The 21,720-nt window shown below is 66.1% G+C and carries 22 protein-coding genes; 7 read left to right on the forward strand and 15 right to left on the reverse strand.

Features of this window, described 5'->3' with window-relative positions; translation table 11 throughout:
• Positions 1–219: 219 nt before the first annotated feature.
• The 9 genes from ACEPA4_RS09920 to ACEPA4_RS09960 all read right to left on the reverse strand — a co-directional run bounded on the left by ACEPA4_RS09920 (position 220) and on the right by ACEPA4_RS09960 (position 8,259).
• Positions 220–753 carry a lipocalin family protein gene (locus tag ACEPA4_RS09920; RefSeq protein ID WP_005416504.1) on the reverse strand — a complete coding sequence of 178 codons (534 nt, stop codon included), beginning with the start codon at positions 751–753 and terminating at the stop codon, positions 220–222.
• A gap of 8 nt (positions 754–761) precedes the next feature.
• On the reverse strand, positions 762–1,835 hold the full coding sequence (locus tag ACEPA4_RS09925) for a cyclopropane-fatty-acyl-phospholipid synthase family protein (protein WP_262090574.1): 1,074 nt from the start codon (positions 1,833–1,835) through the stop codon (positions 762–764).
• Complete coding sequence (locus ACEPA4_RS09930; protein ID WP_139727075.1) at positions 1,832–2,617, reverse strand: DUF1295 domain-containing protein; 786 nt, start codon at positions 2,615–2,617, stop codon at positions 1,832–1,834. The genes ACEPA4_RS09925 and ACEPA4_RS09930 overlap by 4 nt, the downstream gene beginning before the upstream one ends.
• Complete coding sequence (locus tag ACEPA4_RS09935) at positions 2,614–3,159, reverse strand: DUF2878 domain-containing protein (protein ID WP_139727076.1); 546 nt, start codon at positions 3,157–3,159, stop codon at positions 2,614–2,616. The genes ACEPA4_RS09930 and ACEPA4_RS09935 overlap by 4 nt, the downstream gene beginning before the upstream one ends.
• 1 nt (position 3,160) lies before the next feature.
• Positions 3,161–4,420, reverse strand: a complete 1,260-nt coding sequence (locus ACEPA4_RS09940; protein ID WP_164093171.1) for a cyclopropane-fatty-acyl-phospholipid synthase family protein — start codon at positions 4,418–4,420, stop codon at positions 3,161–3,163.
• A complete protein-coding gene (locus tag ACEPA4_RS09945; protein WP_065178582.1) occupies positions 4,417–5,184 on the reverse strand; it encodes a DUF1365 domain-containing protein in 768 nt (255 codons plus the stop codon). The genes ACEPA4_RS09940 and ACEPA4_RS09945 overlap by 4 nt, the downstream gene beginning before the upstream one ends.
• Entirely contained in the window at positions 5,181–6,458 is a 1,278-nt protein-coding gene (locus ACEPA4_RS09950; RefSeq protein ID WP_053496656.1) for an NAD(P)/FAD-dependent oxidoreductase, read from the reverse strand. The genes ACEPA4_RS09945 and ACEPA4_RS09950 overlap by 4 nt, the downstream gene beginning before the upstream one ends.
• Position 6,459: 1 nt before the next feature.
• Positions 6,460–7,410 (reverse strand): acyl-CoA desaturase, encoded by a 951-nt coding sequence (locus tag ACEPA4_RS09955; protein WP_139727078.1) that lies wholly within the window; start codon positions 7,408–7,410, stop codon positions 6,460–6,462.
• An 81-nt stretch (positions 7,411–7,491) separates the two neighbouring features.
• Positions 7,492–8,259 (reverse strand): hypothetical protein, encoded by a 768-nt coding sequence (locus tag ACEPA4_RS09960; RefSeq protein WP_065178596.1) that lies wholly within the window; start codon positions 8,257–8,259, stop codon positions 7,492–7,494.
• Between the two features lie 131 nt (positions 8,260–8,390).
• Between ACEPA4_RS09960 and ACEPA4_RS09965 the strand changes: the two genes are divergently transcribed.
• The 3 genes from ACEPA4_RS09965 to ACEPA4_RS09975 are packed head-to-tail and all read left to right on the forward strand — an operon-like array spanning position 8,391 to position 10,391.
• On the forward strand, positions 8,391–9,014 hold the full coding sequence (locus ACEPA4_RS09965) for a sigma-70 family RNA polymerase sigma factor (RefSeq protein ID WP_049414756.1): 624 nt from the start codon (positions 8,391–8,393) through the stop codon (positions 9,012–9,014).
• Positions 9,011–9,685, forward strand: a complete 675-nt coding sequence (locus ACEPA4_RS09970) for a ChrR family anti-sigma-E factor (protein ID WP_188238609.1) — start codon at positions 9,011–9,013, stop codon at positions 9,683–9,685. Before ACEPA4_RS09965 ends, ACEPA4_RS09970 begins: the two co-directional genes overlap by 4 nt.
• 13 nt (positions 9,686–9,698) lie before the next feature.
• A complete protein-coding gene (locus ACEPA4_RS09975) occupies positions 9,699–10,391 on the forward strand; it encodes an oxidoreductase (protein ID WP_065178597.1) in 693 nt (230 codons plus the stop codon).
• 2 nt (positions 10,392–10,393) lie between these two features.
• On the opposite strand, the gene ACEPA4_RS09980 is transcribed toward ACEPA4_RS09975, so the two are convergent.
• The 4 genes from ACEPA4_RS09980 to ACEPA4_RS09995 all read right to left on the reverse strand — a co-directional run bounded on the left by ACEPA4_RS09980 (position 10,394) and on the right by ACEPA4_RS09995 (position 16,154).
• On the reverse strand, positions 10,394–12,793 hold the full coding sequence (locus ACEPA4_RS09980; RefSeq protein ID WP_262090575.1) for a hybrid sensor histidine kinase/response regulator: 2,400 nt from the start codon (positions 12,791–12,793) through the stop codon (positions 10,394–10,396).
• Entirely contained in the window at positions 12,786–13,253 is a 468-nt protein-coding gene (locus ACEPA4_RS09985) for a response regulator (protein WP_005416517.1), read from the reverse strand. Before ACEPA4_RS09985 ends, ACEPA4_RS09980 begins: the two co-directional genes overlap by 8 nt.
• Positions 13,250–15,490 carry an ATP-binding protein gene (locus ACEPA4_RS09990; protein WP_262090577.1) on the reverse strand — a complete coding sequence of 747 codons (2,241 nt, stop codon included), beginning with the start codon at positions 15,488–15,490 and terminating at the stop codon, positions 13,250–13,252. Before ACEPA4_RS09990 ends, ACEPA4_RS09985 begins: the two co-directional genes overlap by 4 nt.
• A gap of 115 nt (positions 15,491–15,605) precedes the next feature.
• Positions 15,606–16,154, reverse strand: a complete 549-nt coding sequence (locus ACEPA4_RS09995) for a biliverdin-producing heme oxygenase (protein WP_262090578.1) — start codon at positions 16,152–16,154, stop codon at positions 15,606–15,608.
• Positions 16,155–16,320: 166 nt separating this feature from the next.
• Between ACEPA4_RS09995 and ACEPA4_RS10000 the strand changes: the two genes are divergently transcribed.
• On the forward strand, positions 16,321–16,614 hold the full coding sequence (locus ACEPA4_RS10000) for a hypothetical protein (protein ID WP_088497482.1): 294 nt from the start codon (positions 16,321–16,323) through the stop codon (positions 16,612–16,614).
• Between the two features lie 16 nt (positions 16,615–16,630).
• On the opposite strand, the gene ACEPA4_RS10005 is transcribed toward ACEPA4_RS10000, so the two are convergent.
• Together ACEPA4_RS10005 and ACEPA4_RS10010 are read right to left on the reverse strand one after the other, a co-directional pair.
• Positions 16,631–17,116 (reverse strand): TspO/MBR family protein, encoded by a 486-nt coding sequence (locus tag ACEPA4_RS10005; RefSeq protein ID WP_262090579.1) that lies wholly within the window; start codon positions 17,114–17,116, stop codon positions 16,631–16,633.
• A gap of 73 nt (positions 17,117–17,189) precedes the next feature.
• Complete coding sequence (locus ACEPA4_RS10010; protein ID WP_139727081.1) at positions 17,190–19,385, reverse strand: hypothetical protein; 2,196 nt, start codon at positions 19,383–19,385, stop codon at positions 17,190–17,192.
• A 133-nt stretch (positions 19,386–19,518) separates the two neighbouring features.
• Here ACEPA4_RS10010 and ACEPA4_RS10015 point away from each other — a divergent pair, with 133 nt between their 5' ends.
• The 3 genes from ACEPA4_RS10015 to ACEPA4_RS10025 all read left to right on the forward strand — a co-directional run bounded on the left by ACEPA4_RS10015 (position 19,519) and on the right by ACEPA4_RS10025 (position 21,259).
• Positions 19,519–19,998: a GNAT family N-acetyltransferase gene (locus ACEPA4_RS10015; RefSeq protein ID WP_139727082.1), complete on the forward strand. Its 480-nt coding sequence runs from the start codon at positions 19,519–19,521 to the stop codon at positions 19,996–19,998.
• A gap of 70 nt (positions 19,999–20,068) precedes the next feature.
• Positions 20,069–20,389, forward strand: a complete 321-nt coding sequence (locus tag ACEPA4_RS10020) for a hypothetical protein (protein ID WP_235649588.1) — start codon at positions 20,069–20,071, stop codon at positions 20,387–20,389.
• Positions 20,390–20,878: 489 nt separating this feature from the next.
• Positions 20,879–21,259: a DUF3653 domain-containing protein gene (locus ACEPA4_RS10025; RefSeq protein WP_374083033.1), complete on the forward strand. Its 381-nt coding sequence runs from the start codon at positions 20,879–20,881 to the stop codon at positions 21,257–21,259.
• The last annotated feature ends 461 nt before the right edge of the window (positions 21,260–21,720 follow it).

Here is a 21,720-nt window from a genome sequence, read left to right on the forward strand (position 1 = left end):
TAAAGATCGATGTATGAGCTCCATCGATAAGAGCTGATCCATGGGCTGGACGTATCGTCAGGTTGAAAGCCGTGTGGACGCAGTGTCCTGGCGCGCTCTCGCTGGGTACAGGTGGCCTGGGTTGCAGGGCTGCCGGCACCCTTCGAGGGGGGTATTAATGTGACGCGTCACGCCGAAGTGCCTGGTCACCCGCGAGCCGAGTGGTGGGCGGTTGGCGATCTATCGCACCGACTGAGGTACGCGCCTGAGCCTGCCGGTGTCGTAGCCCATGGCCGCGATGCGCTCCACGGCGTGCTGGTAGTCGCTGTCCGACACGTGCGGGGTACGCGCCATGTACCAGACATAGTCGCGCTTGCTGCGTGCGACGATGGTCTGGCCATAGTCGTCGTCCAGCCAGGCAATCACATACTCAGCCTGGATCGGCCAGACGAACTGCATGCCCCAGATCGCGCCATTGCCGTTCTTCTCCACCCGGCCAACCGGGTGCATCGACTTCTGCGGGGCGTCGAAACTGCCCTTGCGATAGGTGAAGGTCGTCTGGATGCGCCCGTCCGGCCGCAGTGCATAGCTCTCAACCGCGTCGAAGGCCTCGCGCTCCGGCCATGAGGGTATGTGGGCGATCACATACCAGTCGCCCATGAAGCGCGGCACGTCCACCGAGGGCGGGCGGGGCAGGGGACGGGTATCGCTGGAACTGCAGCCGGAACCGAACAGGCTCAAGGCCAGCAGGGGAAGCAGGGAGCGCATGCGCATGTCACACCTCAACGGGGACGGAACAGATAGTGGGCAACCAGCCACTGCTGGCCATCGTCGTAGCCGAACAGCTCGGCGCAGGCCATCCAGAACATGCGCCAGCGCTGCCACCAGATCTTCGCCGCGGCCTGGCCGTAGGTTGCGACCAGTACCGGCATCACCGCCTGGCGGGCCGCATCCTGGTTGGCCAGCCAATGGTCGGCGGTGCGCTGGTAGTGGGTGCCGTCCAGCAGCCAGCGCTGATCGAGTCGCAGGTCGCGCTGGAAATGCAGCAGCGTGTCGGCGGCCGGCATCAGTCCACCGGTGAAGAAATGACGGCCCATCCAGTTGTCGCCGCCCTCGGTCTCGAACGGGTACATCAGCGTGCGATGGGCGAAGATGTGCACGAACAGCGCGCCGTCGGGCTTCAGCCACTGCGCGATGTGCGCCAGCAGTCGCTGGTAGTTGCGCACATGTTCGAACATTTCCACCGAGACACAGCGATCGAAGCGTGCCGTGGGCAGCTCAAGCTGGTTGACGTCGCAGGTCAGCACCTCGACGTTGTGCAGGCCCCTGGCCTGGCACTGCGCCATGATGTGCTGGCGTTGGCTGTGCGAGTTGGACACCGCAGTGATGTTGGCCTGCCGATAGCGTTCGGCCATCCACAGGGTCAGCGAACCCCAGCCACAGCCCAGTTCGAGAATCTGCTGGCCGTCGGCAAGTCCGGCGCGCTGGCCATACAGTTCCAGCATCGCCTCCTCGGCCTGGTCCAGCGTTTCGCGCCCGGTGGGGTAGTAGCAGCTGCTGTACTTCAGCCGCTTGCCCAGGCAGGCCTGGAAGAATGCCGCGGGAACTTCGTAGTGCTGGCGGTTGGCCGCGTCGGTATGCAATGCGAGCGGACTGTCGGTCAGTTCTGCGATGCGACGGCTGAAGCGCGCGGACTGTGCCTCGATACCTCCCGCCGATTCCTCATGCAGGCGTTGCGCGCACAGGCGCCGGATGCCGGCACGCAGCGCCGCATCGGGAACCAGCCCGCGTTCGGCCCAGGCGATCAGCCCGGTTTCCGCATCTTCGGCCGGATTCAGTGACGGGATCGCGCTCATGCGGAATGCTCCTTGGAAGAACGGGGGAACCAGGGAAAGAACATGGGCGTGCTGCGCTGGTAGGCACGGTAGTCGTCGCCGCGGCTGCGCAACGCCTGCTTCTCGGTGAAGGGGATACCGCTGAGATAGCGCAGGAACAGATACATCAGCAGCGGCCCGGCCCACGCCAGCCACCACAGGGGGGAGCCGACGGCAAGCAGCACATAGGTGAACCAGTGCAGCCACTCGAAGAAGTAGTTGGGGTGGCGTGAATAACGCCAGAGCCCTTCGCGGCAAGTGAGGCCCTTGTTCGCCGGGTCGGCGCGGAAACGTGCGAGTTGGCGGTCGGCCAGGCTCTCGCCGCCGACGCTCAGCAGCCAGGCCAGGGCTGCGGCGACTGTCCACGGTGTCAGGCCAGCATGGGGATTGGCTGCCACCGCAACGAAGGGCAGGGCGAACAGCACGACCAGCAGCGCCTGCGCCATGAAGAAGCCAAAGATCTTGCCCTGGTGGCTCTGCCAGTGTTCGCGCAGATAGCGGTAGCGCCCGTCTTCGGGTTCACTACGGACCCGGCGCCACAGGTGCAGCGCCAACCGGCCGCCCCACAGGCCGCCGAGCAGGCCCAACGCAACCCGAGGCAACATCGCGCCATCGCCGAGCAGCGCCAGCAGCAGGGCCGAGGCACCCACGCACTTGGCCCAGAGCACGTCGACAACGCCGATGTTCTGGTGGCGGCGCTGCCAGGCCCAGCCCCAGCTCATCACCAGCACGGCATACAGCAGTACCCACAGCAGATTGATCATGACGATGCTCCGGCCAGGGAGGGCGGGGTGGTGCGAGAGCCGCGACGCGCGGTGACGCACAGCAGCGAAAGCGCGATGCTCCAGCCCGCACCCAACACCAGCAGGCCCTGCCACGTGGGTGCGGCGAAACGGACCGCATCGAAACCGCGCGCTGCGGAGAGGTAGGCCAGCGGTGCCAACAGCAGGCCGAACAGGGCCGGCAAGGCAGGGTGGCGCAGCAGGAAGCGCATCGAGGTGGTCAGCGTCATCGCGAACGCGGCCCACAGCGCCATGATCCAGGGAGGCGGCACCCAGCCCAGCGGGGCGGCGGCGTAGCGCACGGTGCCGCTGGCGGCAGCACTGGCGTCGACCAGCCATGCGCAGGCCAGTGCCAACACCATCAACCGAAGATCCAGCCGTGGTTGCGGCGACGTCAGCAGCTGGCTGCCGATGTAGAGAGAGGCTGCCAGCAACGCCGGCCACTGCCAGCCGCGCCCGGCGCCGGCCACGGCGCACACCCAGACCAGTTGGTTGCCGAGCAGATTGGGCCAGAATCTGCGCATCTCAGCTGCCTTGGCCCGATGAGGCGCCCGGGCGATGCCCCGGGCGCGCCATCAGCAGATGGGAGACCCCGATCGAGCGCTCCAGGAAGCCGCCCTCGCAGTAGGCCAGGTAGAACTCCCAAAGGCGGCAGAAGCGCGTATCGAAGCCTTGCGCCTGCACGTCGGGCAATCGGTCAAGGAAGCGCTGGCGCCAGGCGCGCAGTGTCAGCGCGTAGGAGTGGCCGAAGTCCTGCTGGGCGATCAGCTGCAGGTCGCTGGACCGCGTTTTGGCGGCCATGATCGCGTTGATCGACGGAATGAAGCTGCCGGGGAACACATAGCGCTTGATGTAGTCGACGCTGCGCCGGGCCTGCTCGTAGCGATGGTCCTCGATGGTGATGGCCTGCAGCAGGGCAACGCCATCAGGCTTGAGCAGGCGCTGCAGCGTGGCCATGTAGGTGTCCAGGTATTCTGCGCCGATGGCTTCGATCATCTCGATCGACACCAGCTTGTCGAACTGGCCCTGCAGGTCGCGGTAGTCCTGCATCAGCAGCGTGACCTGGTCCTGCAGGCCGGCCGCCTGCACGCGCTGGGCAGCCAGCGCGTGCTGCTCGGCGGAGATGGTGGTGGTGGTGACGTGGCAGCCGTAGTGCTGCGCCGCGTGCAGCGCAAAACCACCCCAGCCCGTGCCGATCTCCACCACGCGATCGCCCGGCTTGAGCTGGAGCTGCTGGCAGATGCGGTCCAGCTTGCGCCGGGAGGCGGATTCCAGCGACTCGTCTTCTGTGTCGAACAGGGCGGAGGAATACATCAGGTCGGGCGACAGGAACAGGGCAAAGAAGTCGTTGCCGAGGTCGTAGTGCGCGGCAATGTTGCGGCGGCTGCCTTCACGGCTGTTGCGGCGCAGCCGGTTCCAGCCGCGCAGCAGCCAGCCACCCACGCGGGCCGGGCCGCGCTCCATGCCGTCGAGCAGGTCGCGATTGCGCACCAGCAGCCGGATCAGCGCCACCAGGTCATCGCAGTGCCATTCGCCCTGGATGTAGCTTTCACCTGCGCCCACGCTGCCTTGCGCTGCAACCTTGCGGTAGAACGCCGGGTCATCGATGGTGACGGTCACCTGCAGTTCGCCATGGGCTTCGCCCAGCCAGACTTCGCCGAGAGCATCACGCACGCACAGGCGGCCGTCGCGCATGGGGGCAAGCTGTTCCAGCAGGCGGCGGCGCAGGAAGGCATCCAAGGCGCCGGGACGCGGCAGGGCGACCAGGGGAGTCATCGAGTTCATCGCGGTTTCTCGGCAAGGGCAGGGTGGTCATGCACGGGGTTGCGCTTCAGCCACAGCCGCAGCGCGTGCCAGTGGATGGCGGCCATCACCTGCAGGGTCATCAAGGGATAGCAGGCCAGGACCCGGGCCAGCCCGCGGCCATCCAGCGCGTGCCGCTGCATGGTCTGGGTGGCATCAAACTGGCGAACGCCTTGGCGCCAGACCTGCATGTGCACGCGCAGATCATCATCCGGGCAGTTGAACCGCCAGTCGTAGTGGCAATCCATCGGCATGAACGGTGAGACATGGAAGCGCTTGTCGAACCGCCAGCGCAGCGAGGCGCCTTCGTGGGTGGCCGTGGCGACTGGCAGCACATAGGCGTGCCGTTCCTTCCAGGGCGTATTGGTGATCTCGGCGACGATGCAGTCCAGGGTGCTGCCATCGGACTGGTAGCAGTAGTAGAAGCTGACCGGGTTGAATACGTGCCCGGCGAAGCGAAGATGGGTGAGCAGGCGTACCGGGCCGGTAGGCCGATAGCCCAGGGTGGCCGCGGCACGGTCGCGCACCGCATCGGCCAGTGGTTGTGCGGGATTGCCGAAGTAGTCGCTGCGGCGGAACTCGGCCAGGTTGCGGCGATTGACCGACCACAGCCAGCGCCCGGCGAACACGGTCTCCAGCTCGTCCAGATCGAGCAGCAGCTGCGCGATCGGATAGCGGAATGCGTGGGGCTGCGGATGATGCCGTCGGTGCATCACCTGCCCGAAGTAGAGTGCGCTGGCACTCACGCTGCCACCTCGCCGGGCACAACGCTGTCACGGTGCGCGGTGCACTCGCGCATCGCGTCCACCACGCGGCGGGCGCTGCGGATGCCGTCTTCGTGGAAGCCCCAGCCCCAGTATGCGCCCGCGAACCAGGTGTGGCGGCGGCCCTGCAGCTCTGCCCAGCGCTGCTGGGCACGGATAGCGGCATGATCGTGCACCGGGTGGGCATAGTGCAGCCTGCGCAGCACCTTGGCCGGATCGATCGCCTCGCTGCGGTTGAGGGTCACGACCAGCGGGGTGTCACCGGGCAGGCCCTGCAGGAGGTTCATGCAATAGCTGACCGTACAGGGCGCGCCTGGATCCCTGGGAACGTGTGCATTCCATGCAGCCCATGCCTTGCGGTTGCGCGGCAGCAACGATGCATCGGTATGCAGTACTGCTTCGTTGGGCTGGTAGCGGATGGCGCCGAGCACTTCGCGTTCGGCCGGATCGGCGTCACGCAGCAGGGCAAGCGCCTGGTCGCTGTGGCATGCCAGGATGACCTCGTCGAAACCCTCCACGCCCGCCGCGCTGTGCACGCGCGCGCCCCACGGCATGCGTTCGACCGAGTGAACCGGGCATTCCAGCCGCTCGCGCACCCGCCAGCGGGCGCGAAGGGCATCGACATACCGTGCCGAGCCACCGCTGACTACCCGCCAGGGTGCGCGCCCGGTCATCTGCAGCATCTGGTGGTTGGCCATGAACTGGGCCAGGTAGCGGGCCGGGAACTGCATGACCGTGGCGGTCGGTGACGACCACAGTGCCGAAGCCATCGGCAGCAGGTGCTCGTCGATGAAAGCGGTGCCGTAGCGCTGGCTGCGCAGGTACTGGCCCAGTGTCGGGCCTTCGTCTTCCGCCAGCAGCAGCGGCGCATCCCGGTAGAACCGGCGCAGGTCGGCCAGCATTCCCCAGAAGCGCGGCGAAACCAGATTGCGACGTTGGCAGAACAGGCCATCCAGCGAAGTGGCGTTGTACTCGACGCCACTGCGCTCGCTGTGCATCGAGAAGCTCATGGTGGTCGGCTGCGAGGCCACACCCAGTTCTTCGAACAGTGCCGTCAGCAGTGGGTAGTGCAGGGGATTGAAGACGATGAAACCGGTATCCACCGCCATGCGCGTGCCGTCCACCTGCACGTCATGGGTGTGGGTATGCCCGCCCAGGTAATCGTTGGCCTCGAACAGCGTCACTTCGTGTTCGCCGTCCAGCCACCAGGCACTGGCCAGGCCGGCAATGCCGGAGCCGATGATCGCGATGCGCATGTCAGTACCTCGCCTTGACCAGTACCCACTCGGGGATGGGCTTGAGTCCCCTTACCAGGCCCATGGCCGCCATTGCGCGCAGCCCGTACCAGGTCAGGTCGATCTCCCACCAGCGGAACCCCTGGCGGACGGTCCCAGGGAAGAAATGGTGGTTGTTGTGCCAGCCTTCACCGAAGGTAAGCAGCGCCAGCCAGAGGTTGTTGCGGCTGTCGTCACGGGTCTCGAAGCGCCGCCGGCCAAAACGATGGGCCAGCGAGTTGATGGTAACGGTGGCGTGGAACAGCACCACGGTGGAAATGAAGAAGCCCCACACCAGCAACTGCGGGCCAGAGGTGTGCAGTCCGGGCGCCCAGCGCTCCAGGCCGGCGCCGAGTGCGTACAGCGCGGCAGCCAGCAGTACCGGCACCGCCGTATCAAAACGGTCCAGCCAGCGCAGTTCCGGGAAGCGCGCCAGGTCAGGCACGCGCGATAGATCCGTGGCGAATGCCTCGCGGGTGAGGAACCAGCCCATGTGGCTGCGCCAGAAGCCGCCTTCGCGCGGCGAGTGCGGGTCCAGCGGTTGGTCGGCATGCCGATGGTGATGGCGATGGTGGGCCGCCCACCACAGCGGCCCACGTTGCACGCTGGACGCGCCGATCACCGCGAACACGAATTGCACCGTTCGCGATGCCTGGAACGTCCGGTGCGAGAAGTAGCGGTGGTAAAAGGCGGTGATCGCAAACATGCGTACTGCGTAGAGGGCTGCGGCGACGATCACTGCGGTCCACGAGATACCTACCCAGATCACCGCGATGCAAGCCAGGTGCATCAACGCGAACGGTACGGCGCGCAGCCAGTCGATGCGTCCGGGCTCGCCAGCGGCGTGGTCTGCAGCGCTGCCGGTGTCGACCCAGCGCTTCAGGGTGCGCAGCAGGCGCCAGCGTCGGCGGGGGAGGGGCGCTACAGAGGCCATGGCGGATCTCGGCGGGTGTCGTGTCTTCCTCTACGCAGCAGTGCGCGCAATGGATGCGGCCGGCTGTGGAGAATTTCGGCTTCACTTGGGCATCACGCTGCAGCGCCCGACCAGGGGTTGCGTCCAGGCCTGTTGCCATTCGTTGGCGGACCGCTCGGCCACCGGCGAGCTGAAGCGCACCGTGACCTGTGGGTAGGTGCCGCGGGTATCGCGCAGGTTGCTGGTTCCGCGGAATTCCAGCAGGCGGCGGTCGGTGCTGGCATAGACCAGCGACAGGCGCGGCGCGATGCCGCCGTACCAGGTGTCCAGACTGACCTCGATGGCCTGGGCGTCGATGCCCTGCCAGCGAACCGGGCCGGTGTGCCGCACCTGCACCGGGAAGAAGCGCTGCCGCCCCGGCACCAGGAAAGGCAGACTGATGCGTTCACCTCGCAGCAGCGCTGGCCAATGCTGGCGCACCGCGGCGTCGAAGCCCGTGTCGATCACCGCATCCGGAGCCAGCTCAAGCCGACGATGACGCAGCTCACTGGCGGCATCTTCTTTCCAGGCGATGGACACCGACTCGCCACTGGCGTCGACGTCAGCGGTTTGCCCACTACGGCTGTCCTGCAGCGAATAGCCCCGGGCCTGCGGGCGGGCGCTGGCCGGCAGATGCTTGCGGGCGAAGGGGCGGCCATCCGGGCACTGATAGAGCACCCAGCGCTCGGCACCCTCCGATGGGCCGCGCCGCCAGTGCACTTCACGATAGAGCAGATCGCCCTGCGCCGAGGTGGCCACGCCCTCGTTGCGCAGCCAGGGCGCCGCCAGCGCGGCATGGGGCAGGCACAGCAGCAGCCAGGCAGTGCGCATGGTGTTCATCCGGTCGGGAGGCTCAGGTCATACGGCGGGCGCGGCTGCTTGGATGCACAGTGCCTGCTGCATCCAATGGCCGCCCCTGCGCGTAGAGAGGACAGACCTTCACCTGCCCGCCGCTCACGCAGATGTACCCTGACGCTGCCAGCACCCTCCTCAACTTCGATACCGCACGCACCGTGTCCAGTTCCCAGCAGCCCAGCAGCGAGCCGACGAACTGGGCCGATGACATGGACAGTGTGGCGCGGCTGCGCGACCGCGACTGTTTCATGCGGATCTATGACTACTTCATGCCGCGGCTGTGCGTGTATCTGCGTGGCCTGGGGGCACCCGACGCCGTGGCCGAGGAAATGGCGCAGGAGTGCCTGCTGCGCCTGTGGTTGCGGGCGGCCGAGTATGATGCGGCCCAAGGCGCGCTGAGTACCTGGCTGTACCGGATCGCGCGCAACCTGCATATCGACCGCATCCGTCGAGAGCGCAGCTGGATGCAGGTGCAGGCAGCGGTGGAAGACGCCGCGGCCGTGGACATGATCGAGCGCAGCAGCGCCGAGCAGTTCGCCGACCAGGCGCGCCTTCGCCAGCGCATCAACGAGCTGCCCGCCGTGCAGGCGAGGCTGGTGCGGATGTCCTATTTCGAGGCGAAGAGCCACAGCGAGATTGCCCAGGCGCTGGGCATGCCGCTGGGAACGGTAAAGTCACACCTGCGACGTGCGTTCCTGCAACTGCAGGCCAAAGTGGGAGGTGCGCTGTGAATCCGCATCACCACCTGCACGAATCCACGCTGATGAGCTATGCCGCCGGCGCGCTGCCGGCGCCGTTGAGCATCGTGGCCGGTGCCCACCTCGAGCAGTGCCCCCACTGCCGGCAGCGCCTGCGCGATGCCGAGGCGATCGGCTCGGTGCTGCTGGAGCAGACCCAACCGCCCGCGGCCGACGCGCGTCGCGAGCAGTTGCGCGAGGCCATGCTGGTGCAGCTGGCCTCGGACGCGCCGAGCGCCATCGCCGGAGCCAGGCGCCCGGTGCCGAGGGAGCGGCCCGAGGCCGATCCGGACCATCTGCCAGCCTCGTTGCATCCTTACTTCGGCGCTTCGCTCAGTGCCCTGCGCTGGCGCTGGATGGCGCCCGGCGTGCACTGCATCAGGGCTGAGCAGATGCCCTCGCTGATCATGCTGAAGATTGCCCCGGGCAAGTGCCTGCCTATGCACAGCCATGGCCGCAGCGAACTGACCCACATCCTGCGGGGCTCGTACAACGACGCGCTGGGGCTGTTCGCGCCGGGCGACATGGCGGACCTGGACGAGGAGGTGGAGCATCAACCGGTAACTGCCCCGGGTGTTCCCTGCATCTGCGTTTCAGCGCTGGACGCGCCGTTGGTGTTCAGTGGCTGGCTGGCGCGGAAGATCCAGCGTTTCGTGAAACTCTAGCGTGGGTGCGACCATGGCCGGGAAAGGTGCGTTGAGGATTCTGTTGACCGGTGCCTCGGGCCTGGTCGGGCAGGGCGTGGCGTTGGCCTGCCAGCGCTCGCCGCAGGTCGGCCATCTGGCCGCGCTGGTGCGGCGCCCGGGCAGCCTCAGCGGAGCGGGTAGGGAGCTGGTTGTTCCTGACTTCCTGCATATCCAGGGGCGCTCGGATGAACTGGCCGGGTTCGACGCATGCTTCTACTGTGCCGGTGCGCCACCGGTCGGCACGGCTGAGGCCGAGTATCGACGCGTGACCCGGGACATCACGCTGGCGGTGGCCCGCGCCTGGGCAACTGCGAATCCCGAGGGATGTTTCCTGTATGTATCCGGTGCCGGCGCGGATCCACAGAGCAGATTGATGCCGTTGAGGATCAAGGGCGAGACCGAGGTGGCATTGCAGGCCCTGCCGATGCGCTCGGTGATGCTGCGCCCGGGGGGCGTCCGGCCGGTGCCGGGAACCGGCACGCGTCACGGCTTGCTCAAGCCCCTGTACTGGGGTGGCGCGCCGTTGATGAAGCTGGCCGGCGCCGTTGCGCCGTCGTTGATGACCAGCAATCTGGCGCTGGGCCAGGCGATGATCGCACTGGCCGGGCGGGAGCATCCGCCGGGCACGGTGGAATGCGCGGACATCAACCGGATCGCTGCTGGCGCGCGCGATCCGGCGTCCTGATCTCAGAGTGGCACCGTCTCCAGCGCGGTGCGCACCGCAGTCGCCAGGTCACTGCGGGTAAACGGCTTCGGCAGCAGTGCAACGGCCCGTCCCTGGCTGCCCACCTGGTCGTGGTCGCGCGGATAGCCCGACGTGAACAGGACGGCGACTTCCGGCCAGCGTTCACGGACTTCACGCACCAGCTCCCAGCCCGACATGCCGGGCATCACTACGTCAGAGAACAGCAGGTCCACTTTGGTATCAGGGCGTTCCAGCAGCCGCAGTGCGGAGGGGCCGTCGTGGGCTTCCAATACCCGGTAGCCCAGCAGCCGCAGTGCATCCACCGTGTGGGCGCGGACATCGTCGTTGTCCTCGGTCACCAGGATGGTTTCCTCGCGCGGCGAGTAGCCCGCCAGGCCGGTCTGCGGGGGACGCGCTTCGGAGGGCAGGGCCAGCGGTGAGCGCGGGAACATCATGGTGATACTGGTGCCGCCGCCTTCCACCGAATCGATCAGTACGTGGCCGCCTGACTGCTTGACGAACCCGTGCACCATCGACAGGCCCAGGCCGGTGCCACGGCCAACCTGCTTGGTGGTGAAGAAGGGTTCGAAGACCCGGGCGAGCGTCGCCGCATCCATGCCGTGGCCGTTGTCGCGCACCCGCAGCATCACGTACTCGCCCGGCGTTGCATCCGGGAACAGTGCGGCGTAGTCGTGGTCGAGGTGGCTGTTGTCGACCTCGATCACCAGTCGGCCGCCGTGCGGCATCGCATCGCGGGCATTCACCGCCAGGTTCAGTACAGAGGCCTCCAGCTGGCTGACGTCGATCTCGACACACCAGATGTCCTCGGCGCTGCGGATCTCCAACTGCACCAGCTCACCCAGCGCACGCTGCAGCATGTCGTGCATGTCCAGCAGGCGCTCGTTGAGGTTGGCGGCCTGGCTGCGCAGCGGCTGGCGGCGGGCAAACGCCAGTAGGCGCTGGGTCAGGCTGGCGGCACGGCCCACCCCCTTCAGCGCATTGTCCAGCGCACGGCCCACCAGCGCACCGGCCTCGCCAGCCCTTTCACTGAGCAGCATGGCGTGCTCGACATTGCCGGAAATGACGGTCAGGATGTTGTTGAAATCATGTGCGATGCCGCCGGTGAGCTGGCCGACCGCCTCGATTTTCTGTGACTGGCGCAGCGCATGCTCAGCCTGCACGCGCGCGGTGGTTTCCACGGCCTCGGAGACCAGAGCGGTGACCACCCCTTCCGTATCGAGCAGTGGACGGAACGAGAAATCGAAGCTGCGCCGCCCGGTCGGGAGTTCCAGTTCCAGCGCATGCAGTGAACTGCGGCCCTGTACGGCTGCGGCCACGGCCCGATCGATCAGCGCGCTGATGCCCTCGGTGGTGCCGAACCAGACCGATTCGGCGAAGCGTTGGCCAACGACGTCCTTCTTGTCTGCCAGCACCGCGGCCAGTGACGCGTCATTGGCATCGACCACGCGTCCGGACAGATCCAGCAGCACCTGGTGCTGGAAACTGGATTCGAAGATCGCCTGCAGGCGCCGCTTGCTGGCGCGCAACTCGGCCGTGCGTGCCTGTACCTGCTGCTCGAGCAGCTGGTTGTCTTCGCGCAGGGCCAGCTCGGCCTGTTTCAGCAGCGAGACGTCGCTGCCCAGGCAGATATACCCGGCCACGCTGCCATCGGCGGCATGCTCAGGCACGCAGTCCATCTGCACGAATCGTGATTCGCCACTGCGATGGATCAGTTCGACCTGGAAGCGGGTGCGCTCGCCCTGCAGTACGCGTTCCAGGCTGGGCAGGGCGTGCTCGAAGGCGGAAATGCCGCTGACATCCCGAGCCGGCCGACCCAGCAGTTCTGCAAGGCTGAATCCATGCCAGTCCAGGAACGCCTTGTTGGCAAACCGGTAGCGATGGTCCTTGTCCAACTGGGCGATCAGCGCCGGGACGGCATCGGTCACCTTCTGCAGCTGGGCCTGGCTTTCGTTCAGCGCGGCCTGCGCATTGGCCAGCTGGGTGCGCTCGTGCGCCTCCTGGCGAGCGCGGCGGATGGCGTCGGGCAAGCGTTGCAGGCGTTGCTTCACCACGTAGTCGCGGGCGCCGCGCGTGAGTGCCTGTACCGCCAGTTCCTCGGTCAGGGTGCCGGAAACAAAGATGAAAGGCGTCTGCGGCACGCGCTCGCGCGCCAGGGCAAGTGCTGCGTCACCATCGAAGCCTGGCAGGACATGATCGGCGAGGATCACGTCGAACGGGCGGTTTTCGATGGCCTCGATGAACGCGTTGCGGGTCCACAGGCGCTCGGCCTCGAAATCGAGGCCGGCACGCTGCAGCTGGGCGCTGATCAGCTCCGCATCAAGCGCGCTGTCCTCCAGCATGAGGATGCGCAGGCGCTCGCTGCGGCGCGATCCATCACGCATTGCGCTGCCCCGAACCGTTGGGCCGATGCGGTGGCGGCTGGTTGGTGATGCCCCAGAACATGCCCAGGCCCTGGATGGCGTCGAAGAATTCCTTGAAGTCGACCGGCTTGACCACGAATGCGTTGACGCCCAGTTCGTAACTGCGCACCAGGTCCTGCTCTTCGCGCGAGGAGGTCAGCATCACCACCGGCGTGCTGCTCAGGTACGGGTCGCCACGGACCTGCTCCAGTACCTCCAAGCCATTGACTTTGGGCAGCTTCAGGTCCAGCAGCACGACCACCGGGCCGCCGTGCATGGCACCGGCGAACTTGCCTTCGCAGCGCAGGTAATCCAGCGCTTCGGCGCCGTCGCGTACATGGATGACATCGTTCAACAGCTGGCAGCGCTCAAGCGCGGCCATCGTCAGCTCTGCATCCTTGGGGCTGTCCTCTACCAGGAGGATCGGCCGCAGGTCCCTCATGGGTGTTCTCCTGTGGAGCGGGGTAGGGTGAAGTGAATGGTCGCGCCCTTGCCGGGCTCGCCCTCGGCCCAGGTACGGCCGCCATGGCGGCCGATGATGCGGCGTACGTTGGCCAGGCCGATGCCGGTGCCTTCGAATTCTTCCACATGGTGCAGGCGCTGGAACACACCGAACAGCTTGTCGACGTAACGCATGTCGAAGCCGCAGCCGTTGTCGCGCACGAAGAAGTGATCTTCGTCGTCGCTGCGGTCGTGCCCAATCTCGATCATCGCGTGCTCACGCTCGCGGGTGAACTTGATCGCGTTGGCCAGCAGGTTCTGCCATACCAGGCGAAGCATCGTCGGGTCGGCTTCCACCTCCGGCAGCGGCGCGAGCGTCCACTGCACGTCGCGGCCGGCGTAATCCAGCGCCAGGCTCCGGCGCACGTCCTCGGCCAGCGCAGCCATGTCCAGCCGCACCCGCCCCAGCGTGGAGCGTCCCATCTGCGAGAAGCTGAGCAGGTCATCCACCAGTGTGCCGGCGGACTTTGCCGAATCGACGATCGTATCCAGGAAGCGGCGCTCGGTCTCGTTGAGGCGGTCGCCCGCCGAGCTGCCAAGCAGCTCCGAATAGCCCACGATGTGGCGGAAGGGGGCGCGCAGGTCGTGGCTGACCGAATAGGAAAAGGCTTCCAGTTCCTTGTTGCTGCGCAGGAGCTGCTCGTTCAGTTCCGCCATCTCCTCGGCCTTGCGCAGCACGATATCGACGATGGCCGTGCGCATCTCGTGTGCCGCATCGCAGTCGGCGTCGGTCCACGGCAGGCTGCGCTGCCGCACGGTCTCTTTCCAGGCGTCGAAGGAGCTCCGCGGGGAGAGTGCGACGCCGGGCGCTGCGGTCTTGCGGGGGTCTCCCCCCCAGCGCACGGTTCGCACCACCTCCGGCCGGAACCACATCAGGTAGCTGTCATGCAGCTGCGAAATGGACACTGCCAGCAGGCCGCTGGCTACATCGGCCAGGTGCGCGGCAGGCGACCAGTCGGCGGCAAGGTGGTCGGTGCAGTAGGTTTCCTGCCCGGCCTGCCGGGTAGCCAGCCAATCGGCCAGGGCCAGCACGTCGCTGGCCGGTGGGCACTCACCCACGCGCATGCAGTCGCCCTTGTGCACGATGGCAGCCCCGGCCGCGCCGGTCAGCGACAGCAGGCTGCCTTCGTCCTGGCGCAGGGCCGCCATGAATTCTTCGTCGCCGGCCATGCGGCCCAGCAGCTTGACCAGTATCGAGCGACGCGCGACGCGTTCTTCAATCGCGAGCGCGCGCTCCTTCAGTGCAATCTGCAGCGACAGGATCTGGCCCATGAACTCGCAGGCGGTACGCACGTGGTAGGGCAGGCGGCGTGGCTGCACGGTGTGGCAGGACACCAGGCCCCATAACCGCCCCTCATGTACCAGTGACACCGACATCGACGCCCCGGTCCCCATGTTGCGCATGTACTGAAGATGCACGGGGGACACGCTGCGCAGCACGGCCAGGCTCAGGTCGGTCGGTGGCGCCTCGCGGTGGTCTTCGGCCCGCATCAGCGGGGTAGGGGTATAGTTGTTGTCCGCGATCAGGCGCACCCGGTTCCGGCGGTACAGTTCGCGGGCCTGTGCGGGAATGTCCGACTCGGGAAAGCGCAGGTCCAGGTAGGACGGCAACAGGCCATTGCCATCTTCGGCCACCACGATGCCATTCCAGCCAGCATCGAATTGATAGACCAGGGTGCGGTCAAAGCCGGTGAGCCGCCGCATGTGCGCGGCCGCAAGCCTGCACAGGTCTTCCACCGTCGCTGCCGATTCAATGCCGGTCATCAGCTCGCGGATGGCTGGATACAGTTCTTCCAGCGAACCGGGCTGGCCGGGAACCGGCGCCTCCAGCTCGACCAGAAGATCCGTGGCGGAGCGGTGCACCAGCAGCTGATGGCGGCCGTGCCCATCCAGGTGCACGGCACCGACATGCGCGCTGCTGCCCACCGTCGCCTGTTGCAACACGCCCTGGAACGGTGCCAGCACGCCGCCCAGCACTTCACTGACGTGCTGCATCAACGGTTCGCCGAACTGTTTCAGCAGCCCGGGGTGGCTGATGGCGCGCTCGCGTACCTGCAGGGACTGCGGTTCAACGACCAGAAGCACACCGTAGGGCTGGATCGCGCCGGGGGTGTGGATCGGTTCGCGCGCGCAACGGGACAGGGCAGTGTCGTGCGCGGATTCGGCAAGAGGCGTCAAGGGCGGGACTCATGATTCGTGGATGGCTGGAACGGCCCAGCACTGCATCCGGTGTGCATGGATGGTGAAGCAAAAGCGTGCCGCCGCATACCACCACGTGAATGTGAAGGGCCTTTCATTCAAACCTGAATTCTTCATCTACGCAGCGACGGATGAACTGGAAGGCGTCTGTCGCGCCCCTGCATGCCTGCGCGCGCTCCTGGCCACTTAAAACGAGGGCATCCAGTTCCTCCCGCTCGCGTCTCCAGTATTCGGCCACACCGAGGTTGGAAGGGCGCAGGTGGCGCGCTCCGTACCCGGCATGAAGCTGCAACGCAGCGGCCATCTTCAACAGCACGGCCGCCCCCAGCGTCGAGCCCTCCGCTACGTAGCGCCAGCCCAGAACGGTCGCGTTCGAGAACACATGCGGCTGCGGTTGCCAGGCATGGGGTGCCGGCATGGAAGCGCCGAGGTCGCGAAGATCCTCCTCGATCAGCGGCAAGCGGGTCGCGCCCGGATCCTGCATCCGGTACAGCGGCGCAACAGCGCTATGGAAGTGCCATTGCACGCGCAGGAAGCAGAGGTAACGCTGGCGCGACGCGAAGATGTGTTGCTGCAACAGGTGCTGGTCGAGGCGATCGTGGGCCGCTCGAGTGTGCGCTTTCAGGGCAGCGCTGAGGGCCATGGGGTGATCGGGCTGTGCTGGCAATATGGATGTAGGCATCGGCGCGCACCCTAGCAGATTTCGATGCGGAGGCCGGTGCAGGTTTCGCGGCCAGCACATCTGCGCTGCACGCCGGCTAGACAGCGGCTGCCCTACGGTGACTGCAATTCCAACAGATGCCACGCCCGTGAACCTGCAGACCGCACCCGCGCCCCAGTACCGTATGCTCCCTGACAGCTGCCAATTTGAATTGCTGGATGTGGATGCACTGCAGGATCCAGCCAGTGGCCGGCTGCTGCACCTGTACTCGCTGGTAGCGCGTTGCCTTTCCTGCGAGACGATCTTCAAGGCAGAAGAAGGGCAGGGCCTGGTCAGCCATACTGCAGCGCGAGTGGTGCGGTGCCCCACCGGTTGCGGGCAGCAGGCGTTCAAGCCGGCCCTGCTGCGGACCTGGTGCCCACAGGCCGTGGCCCAGGCCTGAACGCTGGATCCGCGTGTCACAGCAGCCCTGGATTGGCCCGCCAGACGGCGAAGTTGAGCGCCGAGGCGAACAGGATCCAGGCGAGGTAGGGAAGCAGCAGCACTGCCGCGGCCGGGCGGGTACGCGCAAACGCGACGATCGTCGCGCACACCAACACGATCAATACAAGAATGTCGGCGAAGGCAAGCGCGCCCAGCTTCCAGCCGAAGAACAGCCAGCTCCACAGTGCGTTGACGGCCAACTGCACCAGATAGAGCAGCAGCGCGGGTCGTGCTCCGCGCCAGCCACGTTCGCGCCAGGCCAGCCACGCGGCAACCGCCATCATGGCGTAGAGCAGCGTCCACACCGGACCAAAGACGCTGGCCGGTGGCGCCCATGCCGGAAGCGTGAGGGTAGCGTAGAAGCTTGCCGCGGACGTGGACGCCCATGCCCCCAGCGTGGCCGCGACGAAAGTGATTGCCACCCATCCCAGAAATCCGGAAACCTGTGAACTCCGCTTCATAGCGTGCAGCTCCCTGATGCTTGTGCTGCCTGTCTACGCACAGAGGCAGCGAATGGATGCAGGCTGTCGGCCTTCAATCTGAAGAACCGACGGCACCCGCTCCCTGGCTCGCTGGCAGCAGGGAAGGTCGCTGGTCAAACCACTCCCTTGCTTTCGCGAGGTGCCATTGGCGCTGGTCACCGTCCAGCTCGATGCCCGCACCCAGCAGCCCCCAGCGCAGGTAGAGATCACCGCGCTTGCGCTGGTCGAGCAGATCCAGCCGCGCGCGTACCGAAAGCCGATCGTTCTCGGCCTGCAGTCCATCGATGATCAGATGGCCCGGGCGCCAGCGCAGCGTCGCCCGTGCCTGCACCTGGCCGGAATCCAACAGCGACAGGGTCCAGCGCGGGTAGTCGGTACGCTCTGCGAACAGTGCAAGCAACGGGCGGGCATCGCTGAGATCCAGATCCGTGGTGGCATCGACCTGGAAAGGCGACTGCGCGTCGATGCGGCCACGCTTGAAGGCCACGCGGCCTTTCCATGCGCTTGCCCGCTCTGCGCCCGCCACCTGCACATTGCGAAGTTCGACGGTGGTGCCGGACAGATCGAAATGACGCTGATTGAAGTCACCGCGGCGCAGTGTTGCCTTCACGTCGACGTCGCCGCCCATGTCCAGCCCTGCCACCTTGGCGCTGGCATTGCGCCCCAGCAGCCGGGCAGTGCCATGGCCGACGCGTCCATCGGTGTCGAGCGTGGCATCGCCGCTCAGGCTGCCGGTGCCACGGAGCAGCCGCACCTGCGGCGAGCCCAGGTAACGGTTGTAGGCGGCCAGGTCGGGAATGGTTGCCTGGCTGAATCGCAGGTGCGCGCGGACACCCTTGCGCAGCTCCTGCAGGCGACCATCGCCGCTCAGGTCCAGGGCCAGATCACGGCCGTCGAACAGGCGCACATCCTTGGCATCGGTTGGCCGTGCAGTGAATCGTGGCAGCCGGACAGCCAGCTGTGCCTGGCTGGGGCTGCCGGCCTTCAGTTCGCCATGGGCGCTGGCCGTGCCCGCCAGTCGTACGCCGGCGACTTCGGCCACGGCTTCGGCGGCCGGAATGTCCACAGTGCTGCCTTCGATCAGTTCGCCGTTGCGCACGCGCAGATCCGCTTTCAGCGTGCCACCGCCGTCCAGCTGCAGCCACGGCTTGCGAACGAACAGGGCAGGGATCCAGTTGAGCGAAGTGAACGTCCATTCGCCGCGCACGGTACCAGAGCTGCGTTCCAGCAGCTGGGCGGGCTGCTGGAAGGGGATGTCCCGGCCACGGACGTGCAGATCCGCATCCACTTCACTGCCTGAGCCGGGTTTGGGCGGCAGGCGGGCCTGCAGGCGCAGGTCGTTGGACACATTGAGCTGCAGCGCCAGCACGCCGCGATTGGGGGCACCATCACCCAGGTAGAGCGGCACCTGCCAGATGGCGCGGTCCCCGGGCTGCAGCTGGCCGTCGATCAGGTGCAGCGCCAGCTGCAGGCGTCCGGGCACGGGGGCGCTGGAGATCTTCGGCGTTGTGGCATCCGTGTCCATGCGCAGGCCCTGGCTGCGGGCGTCGACCTCAAGCTGGGCATGCAGCAACTTCAACTTGGCCAGACCGGGCGCCTGGTCCCGATAGTGGCGCGGATAGCTGAAGCGCGCGGTGAGATCCATGTCGCCCAACAGCTGCACGCCGTCAAAACTGGTGTCCGCATCGCTGAACGCCACCTCGGATTCGAAGAGCTCCGACGGCCCGCCGCGCAGCTGCTTGAGAAAGCCCACCGTACCCCGGCCCTTGCCAATGATCAGCAACTTGCCAAAGCGTGCGCTGCGGATGCTGTCGCTGTGGATGGCGTCGAAACGGAGCGTCCAGCCGCGGTCGCTGCGCGGTGGTGGCGGGATGGCTTCTTCGACGCGGCTGATCTCGGCGGAAACCCCCGTCGCCTGCAAGCGCGGAACCCGCACCTCGCGCTGGAACAGGGGCAGCACCGCCAACCGGGCGCTGGCGCGCTCGGCATGCAGCACGTAGACCGTGTGGTTCACGTGGCCGCGCATGTGCACGTTCCAGGCGATGACATGGCCGGGCAGCAGCGTGATGGCCGGGCCGGTGGTCATCACGAACTTGTGCGGCTTGCGGTTGGTGACCTGATCGAACAGCGGGGTATTGAGGAAGATGTTGCCGGCCAGCAGGTACAGCAGGTAGATGCCCAGCAGGACGTACGCGGGAACGCGCCACCGTCGAAGCCGCTGCGGGATGTGCACGGAAACAGGAGACATCTACTGCTCTGAGGGCCGGAATTTCCACAACTATTGCGGAGCCGATGGCGGTGGCGCGTGAAGCAGCTACGGGGCAGGCGCTGGATTCTGGTAGTGTCCGGCCTGGTCACCACCACAGATCTGCAGGAGACGCATGGAGATCCGGCCCGCCCGTGCAGGCGATTTCGACGCGATGTGGGGCATGTTCAAGGCGGCCATTGCGGCGCAGGATGCGCTGCCTTTTGCCTCCTCTTTTGAGGTCGAAACCTTTCGCGCGCATTGGTTCCTGTCGCAGACACCTTATGTGGCCGTTCTGCAGGGCCGGGTGGTGGGCATGTACAAGATGGGCCCGAACTTCCCTGATCTGGGGGCGCATGTGGCGAGCGCCACGTATGTGGTGGATGTTTTCGCACAGGGGCAGGGCGTGGGCCGGGCCTTGGTGGAACACAGTCTGGAACGGGCGAGGGCGGAAGGATTCCTCGCCATGCAGTTCAATTACGTGGTCAGTACCAATGCCCCGGCGGTGGCGCTGTACAGGAAGCTGGGGTTCGAGGTGGTCGGTACGTTACCCAAGGCGTTCCGGCATGGGACGCTGGGTCTGGTGGATGTCTTTGTGATGCACAGGTTCCTGTGATGCGATGCGTCCGCCGCGCGTGGTCGGCGATATCCAGCCGAGCTGGCTGCACAATTCCTGAGGATGTCCCTTGAATCCATTGGTACAGTTTTTGCTGAGTCTGCTGGCGGGCGCGTTCCTCTTTCTGTTGGCTGTGGGGCACGACTACTGGAAGCGCCTGCGTTGGCTCTTCGGATGGGATCCCAATCTGGGCCATGAATCTGCAGACAAGCTCATTTCCATCGCCAACAGGACGGTGCTGGTGACGGCCGCCTTGCTGTTGGTTTGGGCGGTGACAGGCCCATCCCCGTACCGGAGGAACTGGGAGATGGAGGTTTGGGGTTTGCCGGCCGGCACGTTGATTGCGTATGTGGCGCTCATCCTCAGCGCATCGACGCGGTCCCGCGCCTAGATGGCATGGAGCTCGCCGGCATGGAACGGCCCAATAGCGTGACGCGTCACGACCAGTGAGTGGCTACGGCTGGGGTGCCAGAACGCGCTCCTGAGGCCTCGGTTGTTGGTGCCGAATCGGCGAAAGCGCTCTTGCCAGGCTGGCGTGCAGCCACGGCAAGATCAGCGGCAAAACTACGCCCGCAAAGCCGTCTTTACTCGCCACTGTCAGATCCGCAAGATCCTTTGCCATTCCTGCAGAGGTTGAGGGAAGCCCAAAGGGCGGTTGGCAGTGATCGAATCACTGACAATCAGGCCGGCGCCTGGAGTGGATCAGGGGCGTGACTGGTGAAGCCTGGATCGGGCAATGGCGTAATGAACATAATATACATTATGCGAAATCATGGATCGACCGAATCCGGGCCTTCGTCTCCTCCGCATGGCAATGGCTGGGCCTCTGGCTCGGCTCTTGCCTGCGTCCTCAGTCCCCGGCCAAGGATGAGATCGCGGCATGATTGAGTTCGACCCGCACCACCGTATTGACTTGACCGGCCCTTGGGCCGGTTTTTCTTTCCTCGGTGATCGCCTGATCACGCCTGAAGGACGCGAGCTGCTGCCGGAAGATCTGGCCTGGCTGTCGCTCACCGCCTGCCAAGCGCAGGAATGGCGCCGGATGATGGAAGCTGCACGTTCGGCGCCAGATTCCCATTGCTCAATACGTGGGAACAATCGTGCTGCAGTCGCGTGGGATCATCCTGCCACTGTCGTCAATCTGCGGGACGTGGTGAGCCGGCGTAAACAGCGGTCGGCGGTGGCGATGGCTGGTCCTGGCGCCGAGCCACCCGCAGCAGACCTACCGGCACCGGGGCCAAGGCGCCGCGAGCGCGTGTGAAGCGTTTCCGTAGGGGCGCTGCCCCTACACCCCGGTTCATTGCTCGCGGCAGCGCAGCCATTCGCCCTTCGCATTTCGCAACTGTTCCCAGCCGTTGTTCAGGCGGCGCATTGCGGTGCCCCCCATACAGGCAGCGCCCAGCTGCTTTGCCTCATCGCTCCCGTAAGCCGGCATGCGAACAATCTCGCTCGATGGCGTTGGTAGCCCTTGACGGCGCGCCTCGCCCTGTATCAGGGATCGCTCAATTTCCGCGCAATAGAGCCGGACGCGCGGATCTAGGTGTTGTTGGCATTTCAGCGGCTCAGCGCCAAGGTTGCTCGCCTTCGGTGTTGGCGGCGTGTACCTGGGCAGTGGCTGTGGGCCGGTGGCCGAACGTAGTTGTTGCGCATGCGCAGGTGCCCACAGAAGCAGTAGAGCCAGAATTAGGCCTGATCGAATGTCCATTTCGCCCCCAAGGTTCG

This window comes from Stenotrophomonas sp. P2112, from assembly GCF_041897515.1.
GTDB lineage: Bacteria > Pseudomonadota > Gammaproteobacteria > Xanthomonadales > Xanthomonadaceae > Stenotrophomonas > Stenotrophomonas sepilia.